At 34.9% G+C, this 12,418-nt stretch carries 13 protein-coding genes; 4 read left to right on the forward strand and 9 right to left on the reverse strand.

Annotated features, from left to right (window positions below; all coding sequences use genetic code 11):
* Positions 1-3 precede the first annotated feature (3 nt).
* A complete protein-coding gene (ccpA, locus tag G6O70_RS10435) occupies positions 4-1,005 on the reverse strand; it encodes a catabolite control protein A (protein WP_057870086.1) in 1,002 nt (333 codons plus the stop codon).
* 201 nt (positions 1,006-1,206) lie between these two features.
* Here ccpA and G6O70_RS10440 point away from each other — a divergent pair, with 201 nt between their 5' ends.
* Positions 1,207-2,313, forward strand: a complete 1,107-nt coding sequence (locus G6O70_RS10440) for a M24 family metallopeptidase (protein ID WP_057870085.1) — start codon at positions 1,207-1,209, stop codon at positions 2,311-2,313.
* A 186-nt stretch (positions 2,314-2,499) separates the two neighbouring features.
* On the opposite strand, the gene G6O70_RS10445 is transcribed toward G6O70_RS10440, so the two are convergent.
* Both G6O70_RS10445 and G6O70_RS10450 read right to left on the reverse strand, forming a co-directional pair.
* On the reverse strand, positions 2,500-2,958 hold the full coding sequence (locus G6O70_RS10445; RefSeq protein WP_057870084.1) for a hypothetical protein: 459 nt from the start codon (positions 2,956-2,958) through the stop codon (positions 2,500-2,502).
* Positions 2,959-2,977: 19 nt separating this feature from the next.
* Positions 2,978-3,379: a DUF948 domain-containing protein gene (locus G6O70_RS10450; protein ID WP_057870083.1), complete on the reverse strand. Its 402-nt coding sequence runs from the start codon at positions 3,377-3,379 to the stop codon at positions 2,978-2,980.
* A gap of 129 nt (positions 3,380-3,508) precedes the next feature.
* Between G6O70_RS10450 and G6O70_RS10455 the strand changes: the two genes are divergently transcribed.
* Positions 3,509-4,423: a mechanosensitive ion channel family protein gene (locus G6O70_RS10455; protein ID WP_057870082.1), complete on the forward strand. Its 915-nt coding sequence runs from the start codon at positions 3,509-3,511 to the stop codon at positions 4,421-4,423.
* Between the two features lie 277 nt (positions 4,424-4,700).
* Positions 4,701-6,005 (forward strand): IS1380 family transposase, encoded by a 1,305-nt coding sequence (locus G6O70_RS10460; RefSeq protein ID WP_057870478.1) that lies wholly within the window; start codon positions 4,701-4,703, stop codon positions 6,003-6,005.
* 315 nt (positions 6,006-6,320) lie between these two features.
* Here G6O70_RS10460 and G6O70_RS10465 read toward each other — a convergent pair whose 3' ends face one another.
* From G6O70_RS10465 to cbpB, 3 genes are all read right to left on the reverse strand, one after another.
* Positions 6,321-7,469, reverse strand: a complete 1,149-nt coding sequence (locus G6O70_RS10465; RefSeq protein WP_057870391.1) for an N-acetyldiaminopimelate deacetylase — start codon at positions 7,467-7,469, stop codon at positions 6,321-6,323.
* Between the two features lie 127 nt (positions 7,470-7,596).
* On the reverse strand, positions 7,597-8,307 hold the full coding sequence (gene dapD / locus G6O70_RS10470) for a 2,3,4,5-tetrahydropyridine-2,6-dicarboxylate N-acetyltransferase (RefSeq protein ID WP_057870392.1): 711 nt from the start codon (positions 8,305-8,307) through the stop codon (positions 7,597-7,599).
* 26 nt (positions 8,308-8,333) lie between these two features.
* Positions 8,334-8,819, reverse strand: coding sequence for a cyclic-di-AMP-binding protein CbpB (gene cbpB / locus G6O70_RS10475; protein ID WP_057870393.1), 486 nt, complete (start codon positions 8,817-8,819; stop codon positions 8,334-8,336).
* 148 nt (positions 8,820-8,967) lie between these two features.
* Here cbpB and G6O70_RS10480 point away from each other — a divergent pair, with 148 nt between their 5' ends.
* Positions 8,968-9,702 (forward strand): MIP/aquaporin family protein, encoded by a 735-nt coding sequence (locus G6O70_RS10480; protein ID WP_057870394.1) that lies wholly within the window; start codon positions 8,968-8,970, stop codon positions 9,700-9,702.
* A gap of 135 nt (positions 9,703-9,837) precedes the next feature.
* Here G6O70_RS10480 and G6O70_RS10485 read toward each other — a convergent pair whose 3' ends face one another.
* From G6O70_RS10485 to larD, 3 genes are read right to left on the reverse strand one after another with little or no spacing between them, the layout of a single operon-like run.
* Complete coding sequence (locus tag G6O70_RS10485; RefSeq protein ID WP_233419197.1) at positions 9,838-10,842, reverse strand: HoxN/HupN/NixA family nickel/cobalt transporter; 1,005 nt, start codon at positions 10,840-10,842, stop codon at positions 9,838-9,840.
* A 10-nt stretch (positions 10,843-10,852) separates the two neighbouring features.
* Positions 10,853-11,686, reverse strand: a complete 834-nt coding sequence (gene larE / locus G6O70_RS10490) for an ATP-dependent sacrificial sulfur transferase LarE (protein WP_057870396.1) — start codon at positions 11,684-11,686, stop codon at positions 10,853-10,855.
* Between the two features lie 16 nt (positions 11,687-11,702).
* On the reverse strand, positions 11,703-12,416 hold the full coding sequence (larD, locus tag G6O70_RS10495) for a D/L-lactic acid transporter LarD (protein ID WP_057870397.1): 714 nt from the start codon (positions 12,414-12,416) through the stop codon (positions 11,703-11,705).
* Positions 12,417-12,418: the final 2 nt, after the last annotated feature.

Here is a 12,418-nt window from a genome sequence, read left to right on the forward strand (position 1 = left end):
ATCTTACCGAGTCGATGAGCGCTTAATGAAACCATATGGTAACTCAACGACTTTTTCTGTAACTTCTTCTTTGTTCATCAACTTTGTCAAGAAACGCATCGAAACTGCTCCTATATCATATAAAGGCTGAGTTATTGACGACAATTTTGGACGAACAATTTCTGTTATCTTAGAATTATTACTTGTAACTACTTCAAATTCACCTGGAACATCAATTCCAGCATCTTGTGCACCATTCATAACTCCTGCTGCCAGTTCATCATCCCCAACAAAAGCTGCGGTTGCACCGGCAGAAACTATTGCTGGCCACAAAATTTCACCTGCGCGATAGCTATAGTCAGTTTCAAAAACTAATTCCTCATCAAATCTTATATTATGTTTCTCAAGAGCATTTTTATAGCCCTTCAAACGGTATTCTGAATTAATAGCTTCATCTAATGGTCCAGAAACAAATGCTATTTTTTTATTATTATGAGTAATCAAATCCGAAACAGCTTCCTCAACCGCAGCAACGTAGTCAATATGCACACTGCCGATTTCATTTTTTGAATCAACAGAACCAGCTAGAATAATCGGTGTCTTACTTCTATCAAATTGCGTTCTTAATTCGTCACTAATTTTATTTCCCATGTAAATAATGCCATCAACTTGCTTTGCTAGTAATGTATTTAGAACTTGAATCTCTTTTTGGCTATTATTGTCTGAATTGGCAAGAATAATGTTGTATTTGTACATTGTTGCAACATCATCTATTCCTCGTGCCAAAGAAGAGAAGTACACATTAGAAACATCAGGTATTATAACACCCACAGTTGTTGTCTTCTTACTTGCTAATCCTCGTGCTACAGCATTTGGTCGGTAATCAAGGCGGTCGATTACTTCCAGAACTTTTTTCCGTGTTGCAGGTTTAACATTCGGATTACCATTAACAACCCGCGAAACAGTTGCCATAGATACAGCCGCTTCCCGTGCCACATCATAAATTGTAATTGTTTGTTTGTCCATAACTTATAGTCTCCTTTTTAAAATTCCCTTTTCACTTCATTTTCATACCACATTATAATTTAGCAAAAAAAAAACTCTTTTGCAAGCGTTTCATAGTCTAATTTACTACCTTTTCATAAGATTTTCAACTTTTGAAAACACTGATGTTTTATTCTATCACTATGCTATAATAAATTTATTAAAATTCAAAGGAGCGATAAAATGTCACACATTGAATCTATTCAAAACTGGTTAGGAGAAAATAATTATCAAGTAGGCTATATTAGTAACTTCAAAAACATTCAGTATTTGACAGGGTTTGAAAGTGATCCTATCGAACGTGTATTAGCTTTACTTATTTTTCCAGATCAAGATCCATTCATTTTTGCACCAGCATTAGAAGTGGAAGCAGTTAAGGATACCGGTTGGAAATACCCTGTATATGGATATTTAGACCATGAAAAACCTTATGAAATAATTAAATCACAAATTTTACAACGAGTTAAAAATCCTCAAAATTGGGCAATTGAAAAAGGAAACCTTGTCGTAGGACGTTTTGAAACAATCAGACAAAAGTTTCCTAATGCATCTTTTACTGGAGATTTGACACCTTTTATTGAAAAGTTACAACTAATAAAAACCCCAGATGAAATTAAAAAGTTAGAAATTGCTGGAAAATGGGCTGATTTTGCTTTTGAAACAGGTTTTAAAGCCCTAAGTACTGCAAAAACAGAACAAGACATTGTTGCAGAAATCGAATATGCATTGAAGAAAAAAGGTATCATGCACACAAGTTTTGATACAATCATTCAAAGCGGAGTAAATGCCGCAGAACCTCATGGTGTACCAAAAAAAGACTTTATAAAAGCTAATGAACTAGTTTTATTTGACCTTGGAGTTGTCTTCGATGGTTATATCTCTGATGCTAGCCGAACTGTTGCTTTTGGAGATACCTTAAGTGATAAAGCACGTGATATCTATGCTTTGTGCTTGGATGCACAATTAACTGCACAAGCTGCTGTAAAACCAGGAATGACTGCTGCTGAGCTTGATAAAATAGCTCGTGATATTATTACAAAGGCTGGTTATGGAGAATACTTCATTCATCGGTTAGGACACGGCATGGGACAAAGTGAGCATGAATTTCCTTCAATCATGGAAGGAAATAACCTACAACTTGAGCCTGGCATGTGTTTCTCAATTGAGCCTGGAATTTATATTCCTGGAGTAGCTGGTGTCAGAATTGAAGACTGTATCCATGTAACAAAAACAGGTGCTGAGCCATTTACTCATACTTCAAAAGAACTTCAGTTTATTTCAAATAATTGATTTTCGTGCGATCACAAACTGAAAATAAGTTTATTTATATAATTGTATCCAAAATTTTTAAAATACGATAAAAATGAATTTAAGTATTAACTCGAATTATGAACATGGCACGATATTAGATATAAATAAAGAGGCTGAGTCAGTTAACTTTTGACCCAGCCTTCTTCTTGTTCTTCTTTTTTAATACTAATCTTTAGGATAAAAAACTTCTGTTGGATGATCCTTTTCAAATTCCGCAGCAGCTTTTGCTTCACCAAATGCTGATCTACCATCAATGATGATATCATCTTCAACAGTATCATCACTTTCAGTATCCTTTTCTTTATCAAATTGTTTTCTCAATTCAGTTGTTGCTTCCTTTAGAGAAGAAAGTGCCTGCCCTACACTATCACCACTTTTGAATGTTTCAGCTGTATCAGCAACCTTTTGTTTCAATTCGTTCAGTGTATCTTGAAGACCAGATTCTTCATTTACATAATCACGTGCATGATTGTAGTAGCGTACTGCATTTTCACGTCCTTCATCAGCAATCTGTGCAACCTTTTCCTTTATTTGTTCCTGATGATCAGATAATACTTTTTTCGTAATAAAATATGCCGCTGTACCAACCGCTAAAGTTGTAAAAACTGATAATTTTCTTCCCATTATTCTATCCTCCAGACAACTATTTATTCTTTTTCTTTAGATTATATAATTTTTTTACTACTCCAAATGCAACTGAAGTTTTTCCAACACTCTTTGTTGACGACGAAACTTTTGTAACTAGTCCTCGACTTGCATTATTTAGGTCAGAGACACTCTCACTCAAATCTGCAACCGCTTGAAAAAGTGGATCAATTGTTTTTGACTTGCCCTCAACATCTGTAAGTAATGTATTCGATTTCGCTAAAATAGACTCTGCCTCTCTTGAAAGGCCATTAATATCTGTACGCATCGATTTTACACTTTCATTTACTTCATTCATGATTTTCCCGACTTTTGCCAGAACAACACATAAAAAAACGACAAGCAATAAGAATGCAACTGCCGCAATCAGTCCTGCAAGCTGCCCCAATGTTAATTCCATAGTTGTGCCTCCTCATTTTTTACTTGTTTATAGGATAGCATTGCAGCAAAAAAACTGCAATTAAAAGAAAATTTAACGCTATTTTTACCATTTTTTGTTATTATAGAATTATCAAAGGAGAACGTTCATATGCAATTATTTTATTTAAAAGAATCCAACTTAGTTACCAGCAGCGTTTCAAGCCAAGTTTCTAAGCAAACTAATATTCTCACACATTTTCTTACAAAAATTGATTGGGACAAAATTCTCAGCACCTTTATTACTACAACACTTTCACTTATCCTTTTGTCTATTCTTTTCCTAATTTTGCATTGGACTGGGAAAAAAATTATTAGCCATAGTTTTAAAAGAGCTAAAATAAATGACCACCTTTCAACAAACCGAATAAGTACAATCTATACTTTATCTTTAAATATCTTTCATTATTTTATTCTTTTCTTCTACTTTTATGCCATTTTATCCGTTATTGGCGTTCCCGTAGGTACATTAATTGCTGGAGCTGGAATATTCAGTGTGGCTCTAGGCCTTGGTGCACAAGGATTTGTTAAAGATATTGTGACTGGTTTTTTCATCCTTCTAGAACAACAATTTGATGTAGGTGATGAAGTTAAAATTGATGCAATTAGCGGTACAATTCACGCTGTTGGTCTCAGAACAACTCAAATTATCGACTATGATGGTACGTTACACTTTATTCCAAATAGAAACATCACAGTCGTCAGCAACTTATCACGTAATGATATGCGGGCACTCATTGATATTTATTTTGATTCCTCATCTGATATCCAGAAAATGACAGCAATCATAAAGGATATCAACCAAGAACTTGCTCCAAAGTATGAAGAAATTACACAAGGACCAACAATTCTTGGCACCGTTGATAACGGTAATGGGATTCTATCTTTTCGTGTAATAGTCTATACTAAAAATGGTGCACAATATGCAGTGCAAAGGGCTTTTTTAACTGAATATCTCGAAGTCTTAAATCAAAAGGGCTTTAAAATAAACAATTCACCAATTAGCCTAGCTAGCGCAACTAAGTAAATGACGCACTAAGTTAAAAGTAGTACCGCGTCACATAAATTTGAACACTAGCTTATAATTACGAACATCACCGTGCAATTTATCATACGTAATCTGAAGTTAAACAGAAAACTTTAACCTGATTTATTCACAAAAATACACAAGATACCCATCAAACACATGCTTCACGCGTTTGATGGGCATTTTGCATTTTCACCTTTTAAGTGCACAAAAAGAGCCTCAGCTCTGGTATAGTTAAATTGCTAAACAAAACCACATGAGAGAAGAGGACTCTACATTGAAAACTTTACAGGAAATGGCATTCAATTTCAACAAGAATATTTTAGTATCGCATACGGGTGGTCAATTATCTTCCGATGGCGGGCTAACATTGTGTGTAGAACTGATGGCAAAGTTTCAGTTCACCAACTTGGCCGATAAACTATTGAGGTTCAATGACCAGCGACGATATTGTCAACACAGTAATTCTAGTATCTTAAGACAGTTAACTCTTCAGATTATTGCCGGTTATAGCACAGATTCTGCGGCAACTTTTTTAGAAAAAGAACCGCTTTTTAAATTATTATTGGATAAACCGTCTTTGGCTTCACAAGCAACAATATCACGTTTTTGGCAACGCTTTGATAAAGATAGTGTTAGCACATTACAGACTTTAAATGAGGCTTTGATCGACCGTGTTCGACTATTAACCAACCAGACAGCCACGATTATTGATATCGATTCGACTCACTCAGACACTTATGGCAAACAGGAAGCCACTAACTACAACGCACATTATGGTACTGAAGGATATCATCCATTACTGGCAACTGATCAAGATGGTAACTTATTGAAAGCTGTCTTGCGTCCTGGAAATGCCTACACCAGCAAAGATGTAAAAGCTTTTTTAACACCACTATTAAAGCATTATCAAACTCAGCTGCCCACGACTGACATTCTGGTTCGTGGTGATAGTGGCTTCGCCACGCCAGAAGTTTACGATGTCTGTGAAGCCGACGATGTGTTTTACATTATTCGACTCAAACGCAATCGGAAACTGCAGAATCTAGCTGAAAAGTTCGTCAAGATCAGTGATCAAACCCAGTGGCAAGAGAAAGAGACTCACTACTACTCTGAAATCTATCAATCAGCATCGTGGCCTAAGCCGCGGCAGATCTATGTTAAATCAACTCGAGCAGCCGGTGAACTGATCTTTTCACATGAATTTATCGTTACTAATCTGACTAATTTAACGGCTGAAACAGCCTTTGAACTGTATCACAAACGCGGCCAAATGGAAAATTACATCAAAGAAGCTAAAGCAGGTTTCTTTTTCGATAAGACTGATAGTTCAACGTTTAATGCCAACGCTGCCCGGATGATGGTTAGTGTACTGGCTTACAATATTGTCAACTTTTTAAAGCAGCTAGCACTGACAAAACATGATTCAGGTTTGTGCGTTAGCACATTGCGGATCCGTTTATTCAAATTTGCGGCACGTGTCGTGCATACTGGCCGACGCATTCAGTTGCGACTGAGCTCGTATCATGTTTACCATCGACTGTTCTACCAGGTTCTACAGCGTATCCAGGCTATTGAATAACCGGCAAAATTAAAAAAATCTGTACAACCAAGGGACAAGTGTATCCAAAAATTCAAAGCAATTCTGAGTTAGTTGAAAAATCTCACTAGCTAGAACTTATAAACATAGTATTTCAGCAAAAGATAAAGACATACCCGTCAGTTTTCGAAAAAATACGAAAACTGACGGGCTTTTAATGAACTATGAATAATTCAGGTTTAATTTATGGAACACGTTTATTACTATAATAAAAAGAAACATAGTCAGAAATTAATTTTTGACCATGTCTCTTTTTGAATTAATCCATTTTTAGTAAATTATTTAAATTTGTGCTCTTTATTTTTTACTAAGTTTTGTCATTCGAGCTTGTAAATACCCAGTCATTGCATCTACACCCTTCATAATTGCCTCTTCCTTTGGCGCAAGATGCTCTGAATGTAGCGAATACGGGCTGTCTACCCCCAGCCAAAACATTGTGCCAGGAATTTTTGAAAGCAAGAAGCCAAAATCTTCACCAGTCATTGCAGGTTTTGTCTCTTCAAAAACAACTTCTTTAGTACTCATCATATAATTAATAAATTCTTTTGTTGTTTCAGAGTTATTTTCAACAGGATAATAGCCTCCTTGATGTAAATCAAGATCAACCTCACACTCGAATGATTCTGCGATTGATTCTGCAATTTTTCTAACTCTTTTTTGGATCAACAAATTCATTTCTTGTGTTAAAGCTCTAATTGTTCCATCTATTTGAGCTTTTCCAGCAATTACATTTCCAGTTGTTCCAGCATTAAAATGACCTAGTGTTACAACCCCAGATTGAATTGGATCAACATTTCGACTCACTATCGACTGAATTTGAGTTACAAAATATGCCCCTGCTACAACCATATCATTTGCATTGTGAGGGAAAGCTGCATGACCACTTTTTCCAGTAAAAGTTGCATGAATTTCACAGGTTCCAGCAAACAATGTGCCTTGCCGACAACCGATCACTCCTGCTTTTAATCCGGGATTATCATGAAAAGCATAGATTTCATCTGGCATCCATGAGTCTAATGTGCCACTTTCATATAACTGTTTTCCTCCACTAGCATTCTCCTCTGCAGGTTGAAAAATAAATGTCATATTTACATTAGGTCGCTGCTCTGTAAAAAAGCTCAATATCCCAAGAGCAACCGTCATATGTATATCATGTCCACAGGCATGCATCTTTCCCTTATGCTTTGAAGAAAATGATAATCCCGTTTCTTCAGTAACAGGTAAGCCATCAATATCTGTTCGATAACCCACCGTATGAGTTTCATCAATTCCTCGCAAATGAACTATAGTCGCTGTTTTCCAGGTTTTAAACTCAAGCCATTCATTATTCATTTTTTTAATAATTGAAATTAATTTTTTTTGTGTTTCAAATTCTTCCATACCAATTTCAGGAATTTGATGTAATTCACGTCTTATTTCAATTAATTCTTGCTCGCTTAAAATCATTATTCTCATTTCCTTTACTTAAAAATTATATGTCAGAACATATTATAAACGTCTAAAAAAATAATTTCTATAATCAACAAAAGGGCCTGAGTTAATCCCAGCCCCTAATATCTAATACTAGATTATTCTAAATATTACGCAAATCTTCTACTAAATCTGTCTTACCATCTTTAATTTCTGAGACATTCTTAACTTTTTTTGCTGGCATCCCAATTACAACGGTTCCGGGTTCTACGTCATGTGTTACCACAGCACCCGCTCCAACTACAGCACCTTTACCAACACGTACTCCTTCCAAGACAACCGCATTAGCTCCAATAAGGACGTCATCTTCAATCACGACTGGTTGTGCCGAAGCTGGTTCAATAACTCCAGCTAATACTGTTCCTGCACCAATATGACAATTCTTGCCAACCCAGGCACGTCCACCTAAAACTGCACCCATATCAATCATTGAACCATCGCCGATTTCAGCACCAATATTTATAACAGCACCCATCATAATAACGGCATTATCACCAATCTCAACCTGATCACGAATAATTGCTCCTGGTTCAATTCGTGCATTGAAACCCTTCTTATCAATCATTGGTACTCCAGTATTTCTTCCATCATTTTCTATATGATATTGAGTAATATCAGCTTTGTTGTTATCTAAAAATTCCGAAACATCTTTCCAATCACCAAAAAGGACTCCCGATTTATCTCCAAAATATGTTTCAAGCGTACTTGGGACTTCAATTTTACCCAGTGTTCCTTTTAGATACACTTTTACTGGAGTTTGCTTCTTTGATTCTGCAATCGTTTTAATAATTTCTTCAGTGTTAAGTTTTGGCACAACAATTCCCCCTAATTATTAAAAAACTATTTCTGTATCGTACTTGATTCCTTTTCTGTGATAGCATAATGCTTGTCAAAATCATGTGTCATATAATTGACTGCCTTTAAAACCTCACGTCTAGTGACTATTCCAGTAAAAACACCATCATCATTCACAACAATTAAAAAAGGATGATTTACCATTAAATGCAGAATTTCTTCAATATCGTATGGCAATTTGATAGTTGGAAAATCCTTTTGCATTACTTCAGAGACTTTTTTCTTGCTCAAACGAGTTGGATCTATTCCGTTTAAACCAAGCATTGTTTCTGTCAACATAGGTAACGTCAATATTCCTTTAAAATGCTGTTCTTTATCTAAAACTGGTATCGATGAATATTTAACTTTAGTCAAGACAAGAAATGCATGATCCAAATGGTTATCTTCTTGCACATTTGCAACTATTTCTGCTGGAATCAAAAAGCCGTCTTGCTTAGAGCTTAGCATTTGTTCCATCTGCTTAGTAATCACGACAAATAACCTCCTCTAGCCAATACTCTTATTTTAAAATATTTTCACCAAAAAACCAATAAAAATCCTTTAAAATAAAGCAAAATATAATATTTACTTATATTTTTTTTATGCTACTATTAAAAAGTATTGTTTGAAGGAGGTAATCATGGAATATTCTCTAGCAATTCGGCTTTGTGCTGAATTTTTTGGTACTGCTATTATGGTAATTCTTGGTAACGGTTCGGTAGCTACAGTAGATCTTGAAAAAACCAAAGGGAGTCACAGTGGATGGATTGTAATCGCTGTTGGATACGGTTTTGCAGTTATGATTCCGGCTTTAATGTTTGGTACTATTTCAGGTAATCACATCAATCCAGCTTTTACAGTTGGACTTGCAGTTTCTGGGCTTTTCCCTTGGAGTAATGTTTTACCATATATTTCTGTTCAAATTTTAGGAGCAATTATTGGTCAATTTGTTGTTTATTTATGTTTCAAACCGCATTATGATTTGACTGAGAATACAAATCTTGTGCTTGGTACATTTTCAACCTCAGATGCTACTTCGAGTAGACTTAATGGCTTTGTAAATGAATTTTTTGGAACATTTATTCTTGTTTTTGGGGCACTTGGTATTACCAACTCTCCTAGCTTTAGTCATGGTAATCAAATGTCTGGTTTTATCGGAATAGGTCTTTTAGTTATGGTTATCGTTGCTTCATTTGGTGGACCTACAGGGCCAGCATTGAATCCAGCTCGTGATCTTGGGCCAAGAATCTTGCATCAGCTTCTTCCACTTAAATACAAAGGCCCTTCAAATTGGAAATACAGCTGGGTTCCAGTTGTTGCTCCAATTCTTGCGGGCATTTGTGCTGTTGCTCTATTCAAAATAATTTTTTTATAAACTTTTCTAATTCAAACTAAACTAATCAAATAATACAAACTAATCTCACATGATGAATTGGCAGATTCACATTTTGTGAGATTTTTATTATTCACTCACTTTGTCATAAGTCGTCACTACTAATTTAAATTACCTCTATACTCTCACATCTTTTTTAATTCTCATCCAAATTATATATGAAACTACCCAAACAGTAGTTAAGCTTATCCATAACCCATAACCTAAATAATCCATATTTACTCCTTGGATTATTTTAATAACACTATTTTTTAAACCAAAAACTTGTGACGTTACTTGTAGTAATTCAAACATTCCTATTGTAAAGGCTGCTAATATTGAAATAAAAGTAACAACCAAATTATACTTAATTTTTTTTAAAGGTGTATCTAACGCCCATTTATATGCGCTTGCCATCATAATCGAATCCGTTGTATCCATCAAACTCATTCCACTGGCAAAAATAATAGGTAAGGCAATTATTCCTAGATAAGATATATTTGATTTTGCTGCTGTAGCTGAAATTGCAATAACTGAAATCTCACTAGCCGTATCAAAACCAAGGCCAAATAGCAATCCAACCAAATACATTTGTGACTGTTTACTGACTATTCTAAAAATCGGAGCAATTATCCTACTTAGAATTCCTCTTGACAAAAGTAACTTATCCAATGAATGTTCATCATAATCGTCTTTATTAGTTGATTTCAATATCTTCCATAAATTAATAAAAATAATTAAATTAATAAAGGCTATATTTATCAAAAAAGTACCAGAGACTGTGGAACCAATTGTCCCGCCAATTGCCTCAAAAAGAGGTAACTTGACTTTAATCCATTTTAATGAAAAACAGACAGCAATCACCATCACAAGAACGATTGTAGAATGTCCTAATGAGAAGAAGTATCCAACTCCCTCTGATTTTGACCTCTGCTGAATCAACTTTCTAACAGTATTATCAATCGCAGCGATATGATCCGCATCAAAAGCATGTCTCAGTCCAAGTAAATAAGCAAGTAGCCCTAGTCCCCAAAATTCGGGGAATTGGCTTGCTCCACAACTCAATAATATCACACCAATAATGTGCATCAGAATGACGGCTCCATAATAAAGAAGTACTTTTTTAACTGACTGACTTAGCAAAACTTTCCTCCTAATTTACTAATCTACTTTTTTCTCCAGCAGATAACTCATCATTCATTCTTCCTGACTTAAATCCCTCTAAATCAAGTGTGATATATTCAAAACCATATAATTTTAACTGCCTATTTATTTCTTTCATATTATTTATTAAAGATACCATTTCTCTAACAGGCACCTCAATTCTAGCTGTCTTATCCTGTACACGAACTCTCACTGTTTTATATCCTAATTTCCTTAAGTATGCTTCGGATTTCATTACACGATTAATCAATACACTAGTTAACTCTGTATTATATGGAAAACGTGATGAAACAGAACAACTAGCAACTTTATTCCAATTTTCAAGGCCTCGTCTCTCAGCAAGCTCTCTAACCTCAACTTTATATATTTGAGCTAATTGCAATATTGAAATAATTCCTTCCTCATCACGTGCCTTTAGGCCTGGTCTAAAATCATTGTTATCATCCATTATCATTCCATCTAAAACAATATCTGCATTAAACTCTGCTTTTAATTCATTCATCTTCTTATAAAAAATCTTCTTCATCCAATACCAAGATGATGGTCGATTATTACGAATTTCTTCATTAAATAGGTAGTTCAGATTAACCTCTGCAACTTTTACTCCAAACTTACTTGCCAATTTAACAGCACTATTAAATTCGGTATCTGTAAACAATTCTGAATTTGCTATAGCAGCGATAACATTTTCTTTTCCTAATACCTTAACAGCTGTATCTAAAACAAGTGTTGAGTCAATTCCACCTGAAAAAGCAACAATAACTTTGCTATACTTTCCCATTGCACTATTTAATTCATTTTCTTTTTTCATTATATTTTCCATTTTTTTCACCTTTCTTTTATATACCTAAATAATATTTAGCAAATAAAGCTGCTGCAATTGCACCAACAAATGGTGCAATTCCGGGTACTAAAATACCATATTGCCAATCACTATCAGCCTTATTTTTGATAGGTAAGACTGCATGTGCAATTCTTGGTCCCATATCTCTTGCTAAATTCATTGCAAAACCAGTAGGTCCACCCATACCCATACCTATCGCCCATACAAGCAGTCCAACACCAATCGGAACAATTCCTGATGTTTTATATTGTGAAATAGCTAAAATTGATGTTAAAAAAACAAATGTTGCAAAAAATTCAACAAAAAAGTTTCTTGGTAAATTTCTTACCGCTGGTGCTGTAGAAAAAATATTACGAATAGTTGCATTATCAATCTTCCCATATGAATGTTTAAAAGAATCAGCGTACATAATGTATACAATTATAGATCCAATGACTCCTCCTGCTACTTGAACAATTGCAGTAAAAAAGAAAATCACCCATGTCATATTACCTAATAAAACTTGTGTAAGTGCCATCGCAGGATTAATCGTAACATTACCAAAAATAAACAATGAAACACTAATACCAAATGCCCATGTTGTGATTGCAAACAAATGTCCTGAGCCATGATACTTTGTGTCATTCAAAACTGTATCTGCATGGACACCTACCCCAAAAATAATCATTAATGCTGTACCCATAAATTCTGCTAACAACTGATGAATCATTT

The organism is Liquorilactobacillus hordei DSM 19519 (assembly GCF_019443985.1).
Taxonomy (GTDB): domain Bacteria; phylum Bacillota; class Bacilli; order Lactobacillales; family Lactobacillaceae; genus Liquorilactobacillus; species Liquorilactobacillus hordei.